The organism is Flavobacterium sp. (assembly GCF_031409475.1).
Taxonomy (GTDB): Bacteria; Bacteroidota; Bacteroidia; order Flavobacteriales; family Flavobacteriaceae; genus Flavobacterium.
In genome coordinates this window covers 33,598-56,856 of the sequence record NZ_JANNXH010000029.1, presented here as the reverse complement: position 1 = coordinate 56,856, position 23,259 = coordinate 33,598, and the positions used below count along the sequence as shown (strand labels likewise).

At 32.7% G+C, this 23,259-nt stretch carries 11 protein-coding genes; 6 read left to right on the top strand and 5 right to left on the bottom strand.

What is annotated here, in order from left to right; genetic code table 11:
- Nucleotides 1-5: 5 nt before the first annotated feature.
- From RMO53_RS05730 to RMO53_RS05710, 5 genes are read right to left on the bottom strand one after another with little or no spacing between them, the layout of a single operon-like run.
- A complete protein-coding gene (locus RMO53_RS05730; protein WP_310378860.1) occupies nucleotides 6-1,415 on the bottom strand; it encodes a sulfatase-like hydrolase/transferase in 1,410 nt (469 codons plus the stop codon).
- Nucleotides 1,416-1,427: 12 nt separating this feature from the next.
- Nucleotides 1,428-2,558: a glycoside hydrolase family 43 protein gene (locus RMO53_RS05725; protein WP_310378858.1), complete on the bottom strand. Its 1,131-nt coding sequence runs from the start codon at nucleotides 2,556-2,558 to the stop codon at nucleotides 1,428-1,430.
- A 26-nt stretch (nucleotides 2,559-2,584) separates the two neighbouring features.
- Complete coding sequence (locus RMO53_RS05720; protein WP_310378856.1) at nucleotides 2,585-3,532, bottom strand: alpha/beta hydrolase; 948 nt, start codon at nucleotides 3,530-3,532, stop codon at nucleotides 2,585-2,587.
- A 51-nt stretch (nucleotides 3,533-3,583) separates the two neighbouring features.
- Nucleotides 3,584-5,008 (bottom strand): arylsulfatase, encoded by a 1,425-nt coding sequence (locus RMO53_RS05715; RefSeq protein ID WP_310378855.1) that lies wholly within the window; start codon nucleotides 5,006-5,008, stop codon nucleotides 3,584-3,586.
- A gap of 23 nt (nucleotides 5,009-5,031) precedes the next feature.
- The gene (locus RMO53_RS05710) at nucleotides 5,032-6,585 is read right to left on the bottom strand and encodes an arylsulfatase (RefSeq protein ID WP_310378853.1); all 1,554 of its coding nucleotides are present in this window, start codon (nucleotides 6,583-6,585) and stop codon (nucleotides 5,032-5,034) included.
- Between the two features lie 531 nt (nucleotides 6,586-7,116).
- Here RMO53_RS05710 and RMO53_RS05705 point away from each other — a divergent pair.
- The 6 genes from RMO53_RS05705 to RMO53_RS05680 all read left to right on the top strand — a co-directional run bounded on the left by RMO53_RS05705 (nucleotide 7,117) and on the right by RMO53_RS05680 (nucleotide 23,214).
- The gene (locus RMO53_RS05705; RefSeq protein ID WP_310378851.1) at nucleotides 7,117-11,136 is read left to right on the top strand and encodes a two-component regulator propeller domain-containing protein; all 4,020 of its coding nucleotides are present in this window, start codon (nucleotides 7,117-7,119) and stop codon (nucleotides 11,134-11,136) included.
- Between the two features lie 616 nt (nucleotides 11,137-11,752).
- Nucleotides 11,753-14,857, top strand: a complete 3,105-nt coding sequence (locus RMO53_RS05700; RefSeq protein WP_310378850.1) for a TonB-dependent receptor — start codon at nucleotides 11,753-11,755, stop codon at nucleotides 14,855-14,857.
- Between the two features lie 35 nt (nucleotides 14,858-14,892).
- The gene (locus tag RMO53_RS05695) at nucleotides 14,893-16,650 is read left to right on the top strand and encodes a RagB/SusD family nutrient uptake outer membrane protein (RefSeq protein ID WP_310378849.1); all 1,758 of its coding nucleotides are present in this window, start codon (nucleotides 14,893-14,895) and stop codon (nucleotides 16,648-16,650) included.
- Between the two features lie 31 nt (nucleotides 16,651-16,681).
- Nucleotides 16,682-19,765: a SusC/RagA family TonB-linked outer membrane protein gene (locus tag RMO53_RS05690; RefSeq protein ID WP_310378847.1), complete on the top strand. Its 3,084-nt coding sequence runs from the start codon at nucleotides 16,682-16,684 to the stop codon at nucleotides 19,763-19,765.
- 11 nt (nucleotides 19,766-19,776) lie between these two features.
- Nucleotides 19,777-21,438: a RagB/SusD family nutrient uptake outer membrane protein gene (locus RMO53_RS05685; protein WP_310378845.1), complete on the top strand. Its 1,662-nt coding sequence runs from the start codon at nucleotides 19,777-19,779 to the stop codon at nucleotides 21,436-21,438.
- Nucleotides 21,439-21,576: 138 nt separating this feature from the next.
- The gene (locus tag RMO53_RS05680; protein ID WP_310378843.1) at nucleotides 21,577-23,214 is read left to right on the top strand and encodes a right-handed parallel beta-helix repeat-containing protein; all 1,638 of its coding nucleotides are present in this window, start codon (nucleotides 21,577-21,579) and stop codon (nucleotides 23,212-23,214) included.
- Nucleotides 23,215-23,259 lie beyond the last annotated feature (45 nt).

Here is a 23,259-nt window from a genome sequence, read left to right as displayed (position 1 = left end):
TTGAATTAATCTTTATTATTTTCTTTTATTTTCTCTTTTTTAGACATTATCAATCCTCCAAAAATGGGTTCGACTAACTCTGAGTTCCATTCTTGTCTTATTTTTTCTAATTTTTTAACGTCCTTAGGATTTTGTTTTGCAATATTATTTTTTTCTTCAATATCCTCTTTTAAATTATAAAGTTCTGGTGGATTGTTGTTGTCTACCACTAATTTCAAATTTTTGTAACGAACGGAATATCCCTTTTCATCAAATTTTCTTAAAAAAATGGTTTCGTGAGGAATTGATTTGTTTTTACCGGTTAGAAATGGAATTAAATTGACACCATCTAAAGGTTTGCCTTTCTTGACCGGTGATTTTGAAAGTGCTGCAATAGTGGCAAAAATATCGAGTGATGAAATAGGATTTTCATAAACACCAGGATTTACTGTTCCTTTCCATTGCATAGCAAAAGGAACACGGTATCCACCTTCATAAATAGATGATTTACCTTCTCTTAAAATGCCGTTGTCAGAACCATTACCCGCAACATTACTTTTGACAGGTCCACCATTGTCTGATAAGAAATAAACTAGGGTATTTTTGTCCAGATTTAAAGCTTCTAATTGATCTAAAAGGCGTCCAACTCCGTCATCAACGGCACTGACCATTGCGGCATAGGTTTTTCGTTTTTTATCTTTGATATTTGGAAATCGATCTAAATATTCTTGTGTAGCTTGAAGTGGCGAATGTGGCGCATTGTAGGCTAGATACAAAAAGAAAGGTTCTTTTTGATGTCTTTCGACAAATTGAACGGCTTCATCCGAAAACTCATCGGTTAGGTATTTTTTGGTTTGAATGGGTTCGTGATTTCGCATTATCCAAGTTTTATAACTCATTCCTTCGTCGTTATCAACAGCATAACTGTCTTGTATGGTCAAATCCTCTGGGAAATACCTGTGACCACCACCTAAATGTCCAAAAAATTCCTTGAATCCTCGATTCAAAGGATGATTCGAAATATCAGCACCTTGATGCCATTTGCCAATAATTCCTGAAGTATACCCCACTTGTTTTAAGGATTCCGCCAGAGTGTTCTCTTCTTTTGGTAAACCCATATTAGGATCATGAGGACGATATTGAGGATTTCGTTCGTATCCAAAACGTTGTGGGTAACGTCCCGTTAAAAGTCCTGCTCTACTTGGTCCGCAAACGGAATAGGTTACATAACCATTGGTAAATTTTACTCCGTTTGTTGCAATTCGGTCTATATTGGGTGTAGGTATGTCCTTGCAGCCATTAAAACCTACGTCGGCATAACCCATATCATCAGTAAGAATGATAATTATATTTGGTTTCTGCGCATTCTGACTGTATCCATTCCAAAGAACAAGAAAAGCGAGTAGGAGAAATATTTGAAATTGTTTATTTCGCATTTTTAAGTAATCTTACTTTTTATCAAATAAATTTAAATTCCATGAGTCATACCATTTCAAAAAAGGAATTTCGTTTTCAAACTCTATTGGTAACAGAATGTACTGACTGTCTATTAGATTTTTTGGATCCCAACGATCTGCCACAAAAATAAATGCGTCTTTTTTTCCTTCTATTGGCAAAACATAAGTACTTTGAGAACGAAAGGTTGTTTTATTTTCTTCCTCAGTTCCTCGGCACGGATTTCCTAATGATTTCCATCCCGACATCATGTTATCTGAAACAGCTAGTCGTGCGGGATTGGGCAACCAACCTGTTAAATCAGAGGAGAATAAATAATATTTCCCGTCTTTTTTTAAAATAGCTGGACCTTCATTTCTTTCTCCGGGTAAAATCCGAACATATTCGCCGGTCATGGACAAATAATCATCGGATAATTTAGAAATTAACAAGGTCTGATTCTCCTCTGAAGCTGTAATATGATATCCTTGCTGGTCATCATCAACATACAAAGTCATGTCTCTTGACATTTGACCGACTTCAAAATCTCTGTACAAATCAAGCCCTTCTTTTCCTCTTCGGGTTTTATTAAATTCTGTTTTATAAATGAGAGCGGCACTTTCTTGCTGTTCTTTGGTAAAATTTATTGGCCAAACTTTAGAATGTAGTCTAAAACTATTGATGTATTTATAAGGTCCCGTAACTTTATCTGCAACGGCAACTCCTGTCAATGCTGCTTTGTAACCTTGATCTTTTAGCTCATGATGAAACCACATGACGAACTTGCCTGTTTTTTTGTTGTAAATCACTTTTGGACGTTCTAAAATACATCCTTTTTGCAATAAGGAATTTTTGTTTTTCGCCATTTTTAAAGCAATGCCTTCGTCTTTCCAGTTGTATATATCTTTCGAGCTGTAAACATGTACGCCCACCATTGCTTTATTCCCCATTTCTCCCGCAGCTTTGTGTTCTCCAAACCAATAATAGGTATTGTTGTAATACAAAAATCCACCACCGTGTGCATTGATGAGATTTCCTTTATGATCTAACCATACTTCGCCAGGTTTGAATTTGTCATAAACGGTTTGTGCTATCATAAAATAACTTGAAAAAAAAAATGCAACAAGTAAAAAGCCTTTTTTCATTTAAATGATTTTGCCAGGTTAATAATTTATTTTTTTGGGTTATTAATTAATGGTGCGTAATTATTAAAACGCAACCACTCTTCGCATTGTTTTGTCCAATTCTCGCTAGAAGTTCCTTTGTTGCCTAGACCAAAGCCATGCTTGCCACTTTGATACAAATGAATTTCTGAAGAAACACTATGCTTCTTTAACGCTAAAAAATATTGAATACTGTTTTCAACTGGAACTGATTTATCATCATTGGCGTGAATCAAAAGTGTAGGTGGAGTTGAAGCGTCTATTTGTTTTTCGTTCGAATATTTTTCAATCAATGCATCAGAAGGAGAAGTTCCAATTAGATTATTTCTGGAACCTTTGTGAGTAATTTTTTCTTCCATTGAAATTACTGGATAAACCAAAACCGAAAAATCGGGTCTAGCACTAGTGGAATCAATAACTTTATAGACTTCATCATTATAATGAGTTGATAGGGTAGAAGCAAGATGACCACCAGCCGAAAATCCAATAACGCCAACTTTATCTATATTTATATTCCATTTTTCAGCATTTCGTCTAATGAATCGAATGGCTTCTTGTGCATCTTGTAATGGTCCAAATGTTTTATCTTTCATAATTTCATCGCTAGGCAGTCTGTACTTTAGAACAAAAGCGGTTATGCCCAATTTATTTAACCATTTGGCAACTTTATATCCTTCTTTATTTATGGCTAAATACGAATAACCTCCACCAGGACAAATGACAACTGCAGTCCCGTTTGGTTTTTCGGGAATAAATACAGATAATGTAGGTATTGTAACTTTGCTGACTTGATCCGTTACTCCATTCGCTACTTCTTTATAATCAACGGTATTTTTGCTTCCAGGAATTTCATTAGGCCATAATGGAATAGTTTCATTTTGAGCCTGTAATAATCCTGTCACTCCTAAAAATAAGCTAAGGATTAGAAATGTCTTGTTGATAAAATAAAGTTTCATGATTTTTGGATTATAATTTATCTTGGAATTATTTTAATGTTTAAATGGATATTAATTGAACTTAAATACATTAGATTCTGTTCTTCTTGATTCTAATATTTTAGCTAATTCGGCTACTTTTTCAGGCATTTTAGAGGCTAAATCTTGCGTTTCGGAGCTGTCTTTTTTAAGATTATACAATTCATATTTTCCGTTTTGTATTACATTATATTTGACTAATTTCCAATTTTTTTGCCTAATTGCCTGTCTTCCTCCCAATTCATGAAATTCCCAATATAAATGCTTGTGCTTTTTTTGAGTTCCATTTTTTAACAATGTAGGTAAGAACGAAATACCGTCAATTGGAGTAGAGATTTTTGCATTTTCAAGTTCAGCCAATGTTGGCATGACATCCCAAAATGCAGAAATATGGTCTGTTGTACTTCCTGCTGCAATTTTGCCTTTCCATTTTGCAATCATCGGCACTCGAATTCCCCCTTCGTATAAATCTCTTTTGTATCCTCTAAAAGCACCATTGCTTTTGAAATAATCCGGGTCAGCTCCACCTTCTTTATGAGGACCATTGTCCGAGGTAAAAATAATAAGGGTGTTATTTTCTAGTCCCAATTCTCTAATTTTAGATACAATTTCGCCTACTTGGTCGTCTAATAAAGTAATCATCGCTACAAAAGCAGCATGACTATTGGGCTGGGACGAGTATTCTCCTTTTTTAAAACCTTCTTTATTGTCTTTAGCCTTGTAGACTTTCTCGGGATTAAACTTTCCTATGAACTTATCTAAGTTCTTTTGAGGTACAATCAACTCGGCATGGGGCAAAACGCTTGCATAGTATAAGAAAAAAGGTTGATTTTTGTTTTTTTCTATAAATGAAAGTGCTTTGTTGTGAATCAAGTTTGGAGCATATTGCCCGTTATTGATTCCTTCATTTTCAGGAAACAGTACTTTTTTATTGTTGTCCCACAAATGGTCAGGATAATAATTGTGTGCTAATAATTGACAATTATATCCATAAAAAGTATCAAAACCTTGGTTCGAAGGATCTCCTTCTGATTCAGGGTTTCCTAAGCCCCATTTGCCAAAAGCACCCGTTACATAACCTTGTTGTTTCATTAATTCGGCAATTGTAAAAGCTTCTTTTGGTATTGGAAATTGTCCTTCGGGTTCAACGCCCTTGTTTCCTCTAATGGGTGTGTGTCCTGTATTTAAACCCGTTAATAATGCAGATCTTGAAGGTGCACAAACTGGTGCTCCTGAATAATGCTGGGTAAATAGCATTCCTTCTTTAGCTAATTTATCAATATTTGGAGTTACGAATTTTTCTTGACCGTAACAGCTTAAATCTCCATATCCTAGATCATCTGCAAGAATGTAAATCACATTAGGTTTAGATTTGTTTACTCTAATGTTTTCTTGTGAATTACATAAAATGGGTATTAAATTTAATATAAGAACAAAAAATATTTTTAGAGATTTCATAAGTAATATAAAAAATTTCAAAATTATTCCAACTTTAGCTCCTGAGCATTATTGTTAACTTTTCCACGAATTTTAACGTAAGAATCTATCATTTCATTCAATTTTTCAGGATTTGATTTTGCTAGATTATTTTCCTGCCCAATATCTTCTTTTAAATTATACAATTGATACTCTTTATTATTTCCTAGTTCAATATTAACGTCATTATTAACAGCAAGACCATTATATGGTGGAATCATAGCCCAATCTCCTTTTCTGAAGGCGGTTTTGGAATTTGCTTCTATAACAAGTTTTTTTCTTCCTTTCGTGCTTTTACCTGTAAATGCATTTATTTGATTTTCGCTGTCTTTAGTTCGTAATTTACTTCCCACCAGAGCAGCTAGAGACGAAAACAAATCAATCTGACAAACTAATGCATCAGAAACCGTTGGTTTTGTTTTTCCTTTCCAATGAACAATAAATGGGACACGTGTTCCGGCTTCAAACAAACTATATTTTCCTCCTTTTAAAGGACCTGCAGGCTTGTGATTTCCTATTTTTGTTACAGCATCATCGTAGTAACCATCGTTTAAAACAGGACCATTGTCACTGGAGAGTACAATTAAAGTGTTTTCTAAAAGTCCTTCCTTTTCGAGTGTTTTTATGAATTCTCCAATAGTCCAATCTGCTTCTAATATAACATCTCCTCTGGGTCCTAAACCTGATTTACCTGCAAAACGAGGGTTTGGAATTCTTGGTACATGCGGTTGTTGAATAGCATAATATAGAAAAAAAGGTTCGTTTTTATGCGTTTTCACATAGTCATTAGCTTGTTGCAAAAAAGTATCGGACATGTCATCATCATTCCAAATGGCAGATTTTCCACCCTTCATGAAACCTATTCTCGGCACACCATTTACCACGCTATTATTGTGTCCATGATGCCAATTCATTTTTAATAATTCAGGATTAGTTAGAGCTGTAGGTTCTCCTTCAAAATTTTTGTCATAATTGATTTCAATAGGATCTTTTGGGTCTAGCCCAACAACAGCTCCGTTTTGAATATAAACAGTAGGAACTCTATCTTGAGTTGCTGCCATTATATAGGAATAATCAAACCCAACTTCACGCGGACTTGGTGATATGTTTTTGTTCCAATCAATAGCGCCGTCGCCAAGACCTAAATGCCATTTCCCTACTATTCCGGTATGATATCCTTTTTCTTTTAACATTTTAGGAATCGTCATTTGATTAGTTTTGATAAGCAATGGAGCTGTTCCTGGTAAAATTTTAGCGTTTTTTTCTCTCCACGGATAAATACCAGTAAGTAAACCGTACCTACTTGGTGTGCAAGTTGCCGAGGTAGCATATCCGTTTGTAAAACGAACGCCTCCGTTTGCAAGGGCATCCATATTTGGGGTTTTTATTTCGGTTGCACCATAAGCGCCAAGATCACCGTATCCTAAATCATCCGCATAGATGAAAACTATGTTGGGTAATTTTTTGTTTGATTTTAGTTGTTGTGCTTTTGCAAGACTAAATGTTAAAAAAAGTATTAAAAAGAATTTGAATACAATGGAGCGCTTTTTCTCAATCATTAATTATGTTTTTAGTGTCTTAATTTTGTAAATTGTATTCGTTGTGATGAATTTTAGTTTTAGCTTGACTTTCTAGTTTTTTGTGGTTGCATGTTTATTTATAATTTATCAAATCGTTCTGGATTATTAAATATTTTAATTTATTCAGAAAAGTCTTTGCTTTGAGTAATTAAAATTTAATTTTTAAATTTATAAGTTTGACAAAGGTTATATTTTTGTAACTTTAGTGTTATTTAAACCATGCCATAACAATATTGTATTAACAAAAATAAATGATAGTTGGTATTTATTAGGGGTGTAATTAGTTCAATTAACAGGACTTTAAGGGCATTTATATTATACAAAGAATTAAATACTTTAAATTCGTATACTTTTACGAAGTACCGTATACAACAAACATCTACTTTAAATATTTATATAACAATGCTCACAAAAACTATTTATCAACTAATTTGATTTGCAATCAATTCAAAAAAAAAAAATACTAGTAGCATATACAATACAATAATTAAATTTTAACCCGATTATAAAATGCAAAAAACATTACTTATTTTTCATTTGTTATTCATTTCCATAATTTCTGCTCAGACCGACCAGTCTAATTTTGTTTTAGAATACATTACTACCAATCAAGGTCTGCCTCACGATTATGTTACTTCAATAATAAGCGATGATCTTAATGCGAAATGGATTGGTACAGAAAATGGTTTAACTAAATATAACGGTTATGATTTTGAAAATATAAAACCAGGTAAAAGTTACAAAAAATTAAAAAATGAAAATATTGAAGTACTATTTAAAGATGATTCTAACTTAATTTGGATTGGTACAAAAAGCGGAGGAATTTCTTCATTGGATGTTAAAACTAATACTGTCAAAAACTACAATCATCTCATTGACAAAGGGAATAATGGCGATATCTATATTACTGCAATTGCAGCTGATCAAAAAGGTAATATTTGGATTGGAACATGGGAAGATGGTGTATTTGTGATAAACTCAACCAAAAACAAATTAGTAAAACACATTAAAATATCCTCCATCATAAATAGTATTATTAGTGATGGCCAATCTAATATATGGATTAGTTATTATCAAAGAGTATCTAAATTTAACACCAAAGGAGAACTACTACGCAATTACAATTTTAAAACCAATCTTTCGGATTTACTATTAGATTCAAAACGAAATAAATTATGGATAGGGACTTCTCTAACTACAACAAAATTATATAACTATGATTTTAAAACCCAAAAAATTGATTCTATAGAAACTGGAGTAAGCAGTAATTTTTATAAAACACTTTCCTTAGATTCCAAAAACAGACTTTGGATAGGTACTTGGCTAAATGGACTTTATAGAAGTAATTCCAAATTAACTAAATTCTCCAAAATAGAGTTAGTTTCTCCAAATTCGGGTAAATTGAAAATTAATTATAATACGATACTCAAAGTACATCATGACAAGAATAATCAAATTTGGGTTGCCACTGCAAACGGCGGAGTTGTAAAATTAATTGAAGGCAAGGGATTTAAAAATGCTAGTGAACTAGTGGATAATAAATCACTAAATGGAGACTTAAATTTTGGGGCTATTTATAAAAATAAAAATAGTTTATTTGTAGGAACACTTAATAATGGAGTCTATTCAGGGACAAATTTTTCTAATTTAACACACATAAAAGAAATTGGATTAACTAAAATAATTAGCCTATACGAACACCAAAATAAATTGTATATAGGTACTGGTTCAAGTTTTTATGTTTATGATTTAAAGGCAAAAAAAATCATTTTTACCAGTAAAAAAATCATTAAAGTGACCTCGTTTTATGTTGACAAAAATAATATTCTGTTCATTGGAACACAACTTAACGGAATCGCAGTTGTTGCACTCAAGGATTTTGAAAATGAAAATGCCTACCGATTTTATTCCGATGTTTTAAAGGGAAATTTCAAAATAGAAAATAGTCGTATAACCAGTATAAAAGAAGATTCAAAAGGTAATATTTGGGTAGGAACTTATAATGGTTTGCATTTATTTGATAGAGCAAAAAGAAAATTTAATGCTAAATCACTTTTGATAAATCATAAATTACCTAGCGTCATCATCAACTCCGTCGTGATCAAAGACGACTATATTTGGCTGGCAACTCCAAGCGGATTAATAAAATTAGCCTTCCTAAATAAAAAGTTAATTATAAAGGATCAACTTACTAAAGAAGATGGATTGAACAGCGATTTTATTTGCTCAGTAGCCTTTGATGCCAAATCAAATATATGGTTGAGTACCAAAACCGAAATTGTAAAGTACAACGAGCAAAAACATTCCTTTATAAGTTATGGAGAAAATGACGGCGTAAAAACAACATCGTTCAATAATAGAAGCCGTTTTAATTTTGAAAATAACCTCCTCTTTTTTGGCGGAATAGACAATGTTACTTACTTCAATCCTAATAAAATTGCACAGGACAATTCAGTACTAGAAGTCATTTTTACAAATCTTAGAGTAAATAATAGCCTCGTTCAATATTCGACTGAAAAAAGAGAGCATCAAATAATAGACAAAAATTTTAGTTATGTCGACAAAATACAACTTACTCATGACGATAAATTTTTCTCTGTTGGATTTATCACTAATGATTTTTCGGGAAAATTAAATGTTAAATACCGTTATAAATTAGAAGGATATCAAAACAATTGGCTTGATTTGCAAAGCCAAAACGAAATCAATTTTGCAGGACTAGATAACGGAAAATACATTCTTAAAGTTGCTGCAACTAGAGACAATCAAACCTGGAGTAAATCCAAAAATCTAGAAATAGAAATATTAAATTCACCATGGAAAAGTCCTTTGGCTATAGCGTTATATACTATTTTAATACTTATCCTATTTTTCTATATTTTAAAATTATATAACGATCAATTAAAACTTGAAAACAATCTAGAAATTGCCAGAAACGACAAGGAAAAAGAAATTGAATTGAGTGAGTTAAAACTGAACTTCTTCACTAATATTTCACATGAATTTAGAACTCCATTAACCCTCATTATTAGTCCGTTGACGGAGCTTATGGAAAACCCAGACCTAGCTCCAAAAATGGCAAAAAAACTTAGTATTATTGATAGAAATGCTAACAGGCTACTCAATTTAATAAATCAATTATTAGATTTTCGTAAAGCAGAATATGGTTTATTAGAGTTGAGTGTATCGCAAGGCAACATCGTTCGATTTTCAAAAGAAGTATTTTTATACTTTAATGAAATGGCAAAATCTAGAGATATAAAATATAAGTTTAAATATAGCGATGATGAAATTTTTTTCCAATTTGATCGAAATAAAATCGAAATAGTATTGTGTAATTTACTGTCTAATGCAATCAAATATTGTAAACCAGGAGATAAAATTACTTTAAGCCTTGAAAAGAAAGACGATTTTTGTATAATCTCCGTACAGGACACAGGTTTGGGCATGGAAGAAGATTATCTTGACAAAATTTTTGATCATTTTTTTCAAATCAAATCTGCCGAATCTACTAAAATGATTGGAAGCGGTATAGGTCTCACGTTTTCAAAAAAAATTATTGAACTTCATCACGGAACTATTGAGGTCGAAAGTAAAATAAATTGTGGTACCGAATTCCTTATTAAACTCCCATTAAGCATAAATTATGACGAATCTGGAGTAGATACTAATTTTGTAAACACAGACAATATAGTTGCTTACGATACAAAATGGAACGAAAATCAAAAAGAAAATTTAAGTATTAAAACCAAAGAAAATTCAATACTTATAATCGATGATAACAAGGATATTCTTGATTATTTAAAAGATTTTCTCTCGGATTCCTACACCATATTTATGGCAGAAAATGGGAATGAAGGATTTAAAATAGCCTCATCAGAAATACCAGACTTAATATTGAGTGATATCATGATGCCCGGTAAAGATGGAATTACGCTATGTAAAGAGCTCAAAGCACAAATTATCACTTCGCACATTCCTATTATTTTATTAACCGCACGATCGTCAGCCGTATATGAAATACAAGGATTACAAACTGGAGCTGATGATTATATTACTAAACCGTTTAATCCTATTATAATAAAAGCAAGAATTGCGGGTTTACTCGAAAACCGAAAAAAACTTAGAGCATTGCTGTTAAACAAAATTCAGTTTGAACCTACACAAACAGAGATTGAAAATGACACCAATACAGAAAGTGCTTTCATCCACAAAGCAATTGTTCTTGTAGAAACTAATATTCAAAATAGTTCCTTTAGTATTGAAACCATGGTCGATGAGTTGAATATGAGTCAATCTACATTGTATCGTAAAATTAAATCCTTAACAGGTTTGTCTTTAACTTCATTTATTCGTTCTATAAGACTCAAAAAGGCAGCGCATCTCATTTTGATTGATGACCTTAATTTAAGTCAAATTGCTTACGAAGTTGGTTTCAACGATTATAAATATTTTAAGATTTCCTTTGAAAAACAATTCAAGTGTTTGCCCTCAAAATACAAAGCTAAAATCACCAGCAAAAAAATGTAGTGCTTATTATTCAGAACCATTATTTTAGGACTAATTAATCCTATCTGATAACCTGTTGAATGTAATTATTCAAAACGTCAGTTCGGTTTTTTGTCCCGTTGCTTCGGGAGTAAAACGGAACAAAACTTCTCGATACGCTTCGCTACCCGAAGTGACTTGTATCGAGAACCGTTTTTAATAATTACACCCAACGAGTAGGTAATAATTTTATTATTTGTAGAAGAAGGTCAGTGGTTGAGATGTGTTTATGCCAAGTATCAATGACGTCCTTCGATTTCACTCAGAATGACAGGCTAAAAAAATAAACAGTATAGCATTTACAAATTAATTCACGCAACTCCTTTTGATGTTAACTAATTAAATCCAATAGGATTAAAATCACACTTAAATTCAACCCTTTTTTTTGACAAATGAGCTATTTGACCTCTTATTTGAATAACTTGTACTATACTTTAAAGTTAGTTCTCTTTAATTTTGTGTTAAATAATTAATACCATTTTATGATATTTAACATCAAAACAATTAGAAGTAGTGCTGATGATTTATACTAATAAATTAATTTTCCGCCAAAAAACTAAAAATAACCAAGCAATTAATTTTATGAAAATTTAATACGATGAGAATAAAACAAACAAGAATTTATTTATTTCTAAATTTAATAATTATACTTGGAATAAATCATGCCTCATGGGCACAATCATTGCAAGTAACAGGAACCGTAACAGACAATCAAGGTGCGCCAATTTTTGGAGTTACCGTAATGGAAAAAGGCACAAAAAAAGGTGTTAATACAGATATTGACGGAAAATATACCTTTAGTATTTCCTCAAAAAGTGTACTTGTTTTTAGTTATATTGGTTTCGAAACTGCCGAAGTTACTGTGAATGGAAAAAGCGTTGTGAATCTTAAAATGACAACAAGCTCTACAGAATTAAACGATGTGGTTGTTGTGGCTTATGGAAAACAGAAAAAAATATCAGTTACTGGAGCAATAAGTACCATAAGTGCCGATCAATTAAGCCGATCACCAAGTGCTAATATTGCAAATTCATTAGCAGGACAAATTACAGGAATCTCAACAGTTCAGTTTTCTGGACGTCCTGGAGCTGATGATCCAAGCATTTTTATTCGTGGTATTGCATCACTTACAGAGGATAGATCACAACCTCTCATTATTGTAGATGGTGTAGAACGACCATTTACAGGTTTAGATGCAGATGAAATTGAAAGTTTCTCTATATTAAAAGATGCATCTGCTACTGCTGTTTATGGAGTACGTGGTGCAAATGGGGTGATTATAGTAACAACAAAACGTGGTACAAAAGGCAAAGCCACAATTACATCAGGCTACTCAAAAGGGGTACAACAAGCAACACGTTTACTCGATTTTGCGGATAGTTATACTTATGCACAGCGCCACAATCAAGCTCGATTAAGCGATAATCCATTGCTTACTGTAGGGGAACTTAAATTTTCTCCAGAAGCATTAGAAGCCTTTAGGACTAATTCTGATCCTATAATATATCCTAACACGGACTGGTTGGATTATATATTAAAGCCACTTGCAAACCAATCTAGAGCAAATGTAAATGTTTCTGGAGGTAATGATAATGTAAGGTATTTTGCTTCTTTAGGAGTTTTAAGTCAAGATGGACTTTTTAGAACATTTGATACTAATTACGATTACAATTTCAGTTTTCAGCGATACAACTTTCGTACAAACCTAGATATCGATGTTACTAAAACAACAAAGTTAGGGGTAACAATTGGTGGTCAAGTAGGTATTAGAAATGAGCCTAGAACAAAAAGTGGCGTCAATCAGTTGTTTAGAGAAACATATTGGTCGCAACCTTATTCTAGTCCAGGTATAATTGATGGAAAATATATCACAGGTGGAGATGATTACATAACAGGGACTAAAAAAGATGGTCTTGATTCCTATTATGGACTTGGATTTTCAAATATCCTTCAAAACAGGCTAAATTTTGATATTGATTTGACGCAACAATTAAAATTTATAAATGGATTAAGTTTCAGAACAAAATTATCTTACAATACAAGTTATACCCACACAAAAAATAGAGCTACATCAATCATACGATATATCCCTTATTTTTTAAGAGACTTAGATCCAACAGCCGATCAAAACAGCAATGAGATTGTATACCGTACCGCTGGATCAAATGGTAATTTATCCTACAGTGAAACCCAAGGTAAGGATAGAGATTGGTATTTTGAAGCTGGTTTTAACTATAATCGAAAATTTGGAAATCACAACTTTGGAGGTTTACTACTCTATAATGAGCAAAAAGATTATTATCCAACAGATTCAAATGGTGTTGCAACAACAAACCAAGATATCCCAAGAGGTTTGGTAGGTATCGCAGGAAGGGTAACTTATGATTACAAAAGCAAATATTCTGCCGATTTTAATATTGGATACAACGGTTCAGAAAATTTTGCAGAAGCCAATAGATTTGGTGTGTTTCCAGCTTTTTCTGTTGGATGGATAGTTACTAAAGAAAAATTTATGGAAAAAGTTCCATTTGTTGATTTCTTAAAATTAAGAATGTCTTATGGATTGGTAGGTAATGATAAAATTGGAGGAAATCGTTTCCTTTATTTGCCTGACAGCTATGATCCAACTAGCGGTAGCTACAGTTTTGGAACAGACAACCCTGTTAACCTGCAAGCAGCTGCCGAAGGAATAATAGGAAACGCTGATGTAACATGGGAAACCGCTACAAAACGCAACATAGGTGTTGAATTAAAATTTCTTGAAAATAAACTAGGTATTATTGTTGATGTTTTTAATGAAAACAGAACAAATATCTTAACCACTAACGGTATAATTCCGGGATTTGTTGCTTACATTCCTCCAGCAGTAAATATCGGAGAAGTTGAAAACAAAGGATTTGAGGTAGAACTTAACTGGAATCAAAAATTAAATTCAAATTTTAGTTATAGAATTAACGCCAATGTATCGCACACACAAAATAAAATTATTTATCAAGCAGAAGTGCCACAAAGTGAAGATTACCTATATCGTACAGGTAAACCAGTAGGTCAACCTTTTGGATATATATTTGATAGATTTTTTGGTATTGACGAACTCAACAGTAATATTCCAAATCACAACTATTTACTCAAACCAGGTGATATAGTGTATAAAGATTTAAATGGTGATAATGTTATTGATCAAGATGATCAAAAAGCAATAGGATATCCAAATTATCCCGGTTATAATTTTGGACTAAATGTAGGTTTTGAATACAAAAATTTTGATTTTAGCATGTCATGGGCTGGAGCAACAAAAACATCAAGGCTATTGGATGAATCCTTACGAGTACCTTTTGGAACAACAGGTGAAAGATCATTATTGCAGTATATGGCAGACCAAGCATGGACACCTGAAACAGCAAATACAGCCACTTTTCCTAGAATAACATTTCAAGGTTCTGGTAATAATTCAAAAAATTCAGATTTTTGGTTGCGTGATGCATCTTATGTCCGATTAAAAACTCTCGAAATGGGTTATAATTTTAAGGGTGTTTTTCTAAAAAAAATGGGGATATCTACGTTGCGATTATACTTTAATGGCAATAATTTAGTTACATTTTCAAAACTAGATATTATTGATCCCGAATCTAGAGCAGGAGCAATACAAGAATATCCGCTTACAAAATTATATAATTTAGGCGTTAAATTGAATTTCTTATAAAATTAATAGTACACAATTACATATAAAAAAAAGTTATGAAAGCAAAAAAATTATTATTTAGTATAGCAGTTGCGTTACTGATTTTAAACAGCTGCGATGATGTAGAATTCGGAAACGATTTCTTAGAAAAAGAACCCGGAGTAGATGTTACAAAAGATACTATTTTTGGGTCCAAGGAACTAGCCTTTAGATATCTAACAAAAGGGTATAGTACCTTGCCTTATGGTTTAAACCTTGATTTTGAAGCTAAAACTAATAAACTTGGGATGGATATTTTAGAACCCTTAAGTGATCTTTGTCATTCCTATTTATCTTGGGGAGGAATCAATCAGTATTACTACAATGGTCAGTATAGTGCAGCTTCCGAAAATACTAGTTCAAGTACAAAATATCATTTTACAAAAGAAGACAGCTGGGTAGGAATACGTATAGGTTGGAATTTTATAGAAAACGCTGACAAAATTCCTGATGCTTCCGAAGCATTGAAAAAACAACTGAAAGCAGAGGCTAAAATGATTATTGCAGTTCATTATTGCGATATGTACAGAAATTTTGGAGGATTACCATGGGTAGACCATGCCTACACACCTGAGGAGGATACTAAGTTAGATAGATTAACTTCCTTGGAAACCTTAAATAAAATTGTAGCGTTGCTCGATGAAGCTGAAAAAGATTTACCCTTAATTATGCCCGATTTATCAAACAATGACGGTCGATTTACAAAAGCAAGTGCATTGGGTCTAAAAGCCAGAATCCTTTTGTTTGGTGCGAGCCCACTTTTTAATTCTAGTGCTGCTTATCTAGATGGAGAAGCTGCAACAAAAAAATTAACTTGGCATGGTACTTACGATGCTAATTTATGGAAACGTGCCGCTGATGCTTCTAGGGCTTTACTTAATCTTGGAGGATATAATCTTGTAAAAACGGGTAATCCAAGAAAAGATTTTCAAGATGCGTATTACAAACGTGGTAATGGAGAAGTATTGATAAGTACAAGAACAAGATATAAATCAGGTGCTTATTGGGCAGCAAATTATTACTTTTATCAAAGTGCAAGTGGTTATGGTACAGCCTGTCCTACAAAAGAATATGTAGATATGTTTCCAATGTCAGATGGAACACCAATTACTGATGCTAATTCTGGTTGGAATCCCGCTAAACCATGGGAAAATCGTGACCCACGTCTTTATGAAACTATTCTTGTCAATGGCGATTCATATCAAGGTCGAGAAGCGGAACTCTGGGTAGGTGGTAGAGAAAGAACAACTCTTGCCGCTAATGCCAGTAAATCAGGATTTGGTCTTAAAAAGTTTTTATTAGATCGTGATTCTTCGACCTCGATACAATCTATTGTTCAATGGCCTTATTTGCGTTTGGCTGAGATTTATTTAACCTTAGCAGAAGCGGCTAATGAATTCAATAACGGACCAACTCAGGAAGCTTATGATGCCGTGAATATGGTTAGAAATAGAGTAGGTCTTAATGATTTACCAGCAGGATTATCTCATTTAGCTTTTCGAAACGCTGTCATTCAAGAGAGAGCTTTAGAGTTTGGTTTTGAAGAAGTTCGTTTGTACGACATTATTCGTTGGAAACGAGACGACCTTTTTAGACAAACACTTCACGGTGTGAATACAACAAAAAACCCTGATGGATCATACAGTTATGAAACTGTTACTTTGCCTCCACGCTTTTGGCAAGCGAATTGGTCAGCAAAATGGTATCTGAGTGCTTTTCCTCCAAACGAAATTAATAAAGGGTATGGATTAATCCAAAACCCAGGATGGGAATAGCAATTGACTATGAATGTATTACTCAAATCAAATGAAAAAAAACAAAACCGAACAACTAAATGATTCCATAATGAAGAAACATTTGTCTAATATTGAAGCAACTCCTTTCTTCAATTTGAATATAATAAACCTAGGATTTATTAAGCTTATTTTCTTTTTGTTACTAATGGTATCCTTTCAAAAGTTATCTGCACAAAATGGTACTGTTAAAATTAATGTAGTAGATGAATTAAAAAAACCTATGGTAGGAGCAGTTGTTATGTCAGTTACAAATGCTGATATATCCGGTATTACGGATGATAAAGGGAGTGTGACTTTAGCTATAGAACCTACAGGTTTTGTAAAAATTTTTTATAATGGTATGGAAAAAATGATTTCTGTGAATTCAAACAGTATAAATATTGAATTGCGAAAATCAGATAAAAAAATTAATGTGGGATATGGTATTCTCAAATCGACGGATGAAATTAATTCTTCCATTGATTTGGTTTATTCTGATATACTAGAAAAAAGCTCATTATTTAATCCAGCAGAAAGTCTTTATGGTAAACTAAAAGGGCTTATGGTTCTTCAAAATGGTGGAGAACCTTGGAATAGAAGCCCTAATTTATTTATTCGTGGAGTAGGAACATCAGGAAGTAATAGAATATTAGTTCTTATAGATGGATTTGAAAGAGACTTAGGGTCACTTTCAATTCATGATATCGAAAACGTTTCTGTTTTAAAAGACGGAACAGATGTTGCCAAATACGGATTGAGAGGTGCGAATGGGGTAATTTTAGTTACAACAAAACGAGGAGAGAGCAATTCTTTTCACGTAGGTGTAACCTATGAAAAAGGGTGGAACATGCCTATGCGTAAACCAAGATTTCTTGACTCTTATGGATATGCAAAGGCAGTTAATCAAGCAAGTTTAAATGATGGTAATGCACCAGTTTATTCTAATCTAGATTTACAGGATTATAAAAGTGGGCTAAGTCCATTTTCACATCCAAATGTGGATTGGTGGGACGAAACTTTCAAGGATTATGGCATTACTAATAACCTAAACACTAGTTTTTGGGGTGGTGGAAAAAGTATTAATTATTATGTTTCTTTAGGTTATCAAAATGAGAGAGGATTAATAGACAATACAAATATTGATGCTCGATACGACAGTCAGGTAAAATACGATCGATTAAATTTTAGAACCAATCTTGATATTGAATTAACAAAAACCACTAAATTTATTGTTGATGCCTCAGGGTATATTGGTGGACAAAATGAACCAAATTCAAGAATTAGTGGGATAATGAATGCTATTTACAGTATTCCATCTGCTGCTTTCCCTGTAAGAACGCAATCAGGAGAATGGGGCGGAAATAACATTTATTCTAATAATCCCATAGCGCTGGCTTCTTCGACGGGTATTAGTAAACCAAATTACAGAACCTTATTTGCTAATGGTAAAATTATTCAAGATTTAGGTGGTTGGGTCAAAGGCCTTTCTGCAGAAGTGGCTATTGCTTATGATAATTATGCCTCATTTTTTGAAAATAAAACAAGAAGTTTTGTTTACGAAAATGTACCTTTTACAAGAGATTCTAATGGTGCAATTCTATTTGGAACTCCACAAACATTCGGAACGGATTCTGATTTATTGTATTCGGACAGTTTTGGAGATCAAGTGCGTCACGCAACAGGTATTGGTAAATTAAATTATGAAACTAAATGGAATGAAAGCAAATTAAATGCTAGCATTTTGTATCAACAAGACAAACGTGTAAATGATAATCAATACAATACATTTTTGCGTCAAAATTTTATGTCATCAGCTAGTTATGCCTACAAAAATCGTTATTTTATAGATGGTGTGGTATCGTATAGTGGTACTAATGTTTTACCAAAAGAAAATCGTTTTGGTTTTTTTCCCGCTGTATCCGCTGGTTGGATTGTGAATCGTGAAAATTTTCTTAAAAATAATAAAAGTATAAATTATTTAAAGCTAAGAGGTTCTTGGGGAATGAGTGGTAATGATATTATGACGCAAAATCTTGACCAGCAAGCCTTTGATACTGGAGGAACGTATTATTTTAATGCTAATAATACCACCTTTAATGGTATTCGAGAAGGACGTTTAGCAGCAGAAGGGCTTACCTTTGAAAGTTCCGAAAAAATGAACTTTGGTGTCAATATGGAATTGTTTAATCATCTTTCTGTTAGTATTGATGCTTTTAGCGATAAGAGAACAAATATTATATTATCAACCAGTGGCGCAGTTCCATCTCTTATAGGAGTTACCGCTGCATTCGAAAATGCTGGTGAAGTTTTGAATAAAGGTATTGAAGGATCATTTTTATTAAAAAATAAAGTAGACAATCTAAACTATTTTTTTGGAGGTAATTTTACTTATGCCAAAAATGAAATAGTTAATATGAATGAAGAATTCAAACCGTATGATTATCTAAAAGAAACAGGCAACGCTATAGGGCAACAATACGGTTTACAAAGTTTAGGTTTTTTTCAAAACCAAACCGAAATAAACAATAGCCCACAACAACTCTTCTTATCTCCAGTTAGACCTGGTGATGTAAAATACAAAGATCAAAACAATGATGGCTTTATTGATGAATTAGACATTATTTCAATTGGAAAAAGCGGAACAAATCCAGAATTGTACTATGCAATAAATTTTGGATTAGAAATGGAAGGTTTTGGGTTAGATGTACAGCTTCAGGGTATTGCAAATCAAACACTTTATCTCAATACAAAAAGTGTTTTTGTACCTTTAGTTGGACAAACTAATATTAGTGAGTATTCAGCAGGAGCATGGACTCCAGAAACAGCAGGATCAGCTACATTGCCAAGATTGACACTGCTTGGTAACGATAATAATTATCGTAAAAACGATATTTCGTTAACCTCTGGGAATTATCTCAAAATGAGGCATTTTGAATTTTATTATAATTTGCCAGAAAAATTGATAAAAAAAATGAAAATGAATAAAGCGAAACTATATGCCAGAGGAATGAATGTTTTTTCTATTGATAATATAAACATAGTTGACCCGGAATCAATAGGTGTAAGTTATCCTACGCTAGCTTCTTATCATTTAGGACTTAAAATTGAATTTTAAAAAAAGAACTCATGAAGATACAAAACTATAAAATTTACGGATTAGTTTTATTACTATTAGTAACGTTTACCAACTGTGAAGATTTGGATTATGATGAAACATCATTTAACGAAAAAGAGGATATTTTTAGCGATTTTGCGCGTCAAAAAAGTTTTCTAACAGGTATTTATGCTTATTTGCCAACAGACTTTAATAGTGTAGATGGAGCAATGCGAGCCGCTGCTTGTGATGAGGCAGAGCATGTATCAGATTTATCGGATATTCAAAAATTCAATAATGGTACTTGGAGTGCTGCACAACCATTAGACAATGTTTGGAATACAATGTATGCGGGTATTCGCGCAAGTAATCTTTTTCTTAAGGAATCCGAAGGTCAAGAATTTATTGAACAATTTTATAATGATAACTACAAGGATATTATATTACAGTATAAAAATTATCCTTATGAGACTCGATTTTTAAGAGCATTTTTCTATTTTGAGCTCGCAAAGAGATATAAAAATATTCCGCTTATAACTACAGTATTAACTCCAGAGGAAGCTGTAAATATCCAGCAAAATTCCTTTGAAGAAGTGATCAATTTTATTGTTAGTGAGTGTGATCAAGTTGCAGCAGTTTTGCCAGCTAATTATGCAAATTTTGCATCTGTAAAAGAAGTAGGTCGTGCAACAAAAGGAGCCGCTTTGGCATTAAAAGCACGTGCTTTATTATATGCCGCTAGCCCATTGCATAATGCCGGAAACGATTTAGTATTGTGGCAAAAGGCAGCTAGTGCAGCAAAGGCAGTAATTGATTTAAATGCTTATGCACTTCCATCTTCTTATTCTACAATTGTTAATAATAATGCTAGTTCTGAGTTAATTTTTGGAAGACGTGAAGGAGTATCAAATGGTTTCGAAAAAAGAAACTTTCCTATTGGTTATGAAGGCGGAAACACCGGTACTTGTCCAACACAAAATTTAGTAGATTCCTATGAAATGAGGACTAATGGACTTCCTATTACTGACCCAGCATCACGTTATAACCCATTGCTTCCTTACAGCGGTAGAGATTCTAGATTAGCTCAAACTGTAATTCTAAATGGTTTATCTTGGAAAGGCGTACCAGTAGAATCATTTTATGGAGGTAAAAATGGTTTACCAATAATTAATGCTACCAAAACAGGTTATTATTTAAAAAAATATGTAATCGAATCTATAAATCTTTTACCAGGAAATACTACTACTAAAGAACATACATGGGTATTATTTCGTTATGGTGAGATATTATTAAATTATGCCGAAGCAATGAATGAAGCTTATGGTCCTGAAGTTGCTCCTCCAACACCGGGTATGACTGCGCTTCAAGCCGTAAATTTTGTAAGAGCAAGAGCAGGAATTACAAGATTCTCTGCGGGTTTAAGTCAAGACGCTTTCAGAACTAAACTTCGTAATGAACGTAGAGTAGAATTAGCCTTTGAAGACCATCGTTTTTGGGATGTACGTCGTTGGAAAATTGGTAACCAAACCAAAGATATATACCGTATGGATTTAACTCGAAATGCCAATTTGAGTATCAACTATGAAATAAAGTTATTAGAATCAAGAACCTTTGATGAACGTATGAATTTATATCCAATACCACAATCAGAAATTTTTAAAAATAAAAACCTGATACAAAATACGGGTTGGTAAAATGTAACTGTATAGAAGACTATTCTATTTAAATAAATTTGTTAAAGTCTTTTATATCTAATTAATGTTGTATAAATCGAGTGGTGTTTTTTTATAAAAAAAAACACCACTCGATTTATTTTAAAACTATCTAAACAAATGAATTATAAATACGCACTTATTGTAGTTCTTCTTTTAGCACTTTTTTATCAAAAAGCATTGGCTAAAGACTATTATGTTCACCCTATTCTAGGTAAAGATACCAATTCAGGTATTTCTAAAAAGAATGCTTTAAAAACTTTAAAACAGTTAGAACAAATACAATTTTCATCTGGCGATAAGATAATTTTAGCTTCTGGAGAATGTTATTTTGGTAGCCTCAATTTGATCAATCAAAAAGGTACAGATAAAAACCCTATTGTAATTATTTCCGAAAATTGGGACACCAACGAACCCAAAAAAAATGCCATCATCGATTTTAAAAACCATGCTAATGGTATCCTGCTTGAAGATTGTAGTTTTATTGAAATAACAGGTATTACCCTTACAGCAAATGGTTATACTCAAGAGGATAAAAACGGCAAAATGCGATGTGGTATATTATTGACGACCAAAAACTCGAAACGTGTAGAACATATTTTGATTCAAAACATTACGATACAGGATGTTTTTTATGAGAATGCAGGTTTTATTAGAGGAAAAGAAGAAGTTAAATCCGCTAACGGAACTCAAAAATACGGTTGGGGAATTCGTTTAATAAATGACCATCCCGAAAATATTATCGAAAATATTACAATTGAAAACTGTCACATCAATAGCGTTTGTCACACAGGAATAAAATTAACTGGAAATAATAAAAACATTATTAAAATTAATATTTTAAATAATAAAATTGAAAACACAGGTGGACCTGGAATACAAATGTCGGAAGTAGCAGCTGTTTATGTAGCAAAAAACAGAGTATCACATTCCGGAATCAATAACGACTCTAGAAAATGGGGCAGAGGCAGCGGTCTCTGGACTTGGGGTTCATCGAATGTTTTAATAGAAAAAAACGAATTCCTTTTTGCTAATGGACCCGGAGATTCAGCTGGAGCTCACATCGATTATAACTGTGACAATATAGTTTTGCAATATAATATTAGTGCACATAATGCGGGAGGTTTTTGTGAAATACTAGGAAACAATTACAATTGTATTTACAGGTATAATATCAGTGTTAATGACGGTCATCGTATAAAAGGCGTTGATGGCGCATTTCAAGAAGGCAAGGTTTTTTGGTTGAGTGGTTATCAAGGTGGCAAAGAACCAAAAGGTCCAGTAAATTCCTATTTTTACAATAACACTATATTTTCGGATGCTACAATCGAAGCCAAATTTGCGATTGACAATACCAGCAATGGAATTTTAATTGCTAATAATATCTTTTGTATAAAAGGACTTTCGAAAGTTGTTTTAGGTGACCAAAACAAAAGAGATGCTCAAAATGGATTGAAAGTTGAAAATGTATTATTCCAGAACAATCTTTTTTTAAACGAGAATACTTGGCCAAAAGATTTTAAAATAAACGACACTGCACCAATAGTTGGAAATCCATTTTTCGCTATTGAAGGTGGTTTGAAAATAGCCGATTATATTCCGCAAAATGTAGTTTTAATCCAAAATAAAGGAATAGAAATTCTTCCTTTGCCAGAGAGTACGATAAAATTATTGTTTGATTTAAAAATGGAAAAAGACATTTTGGGTGATACCATTAATGGGATTCCAAGTATGGGTGCTATACAAATCAATAAATGATTTAACTACCAAGGTAACTTTGATATATTTTTTTAAACAATAAAC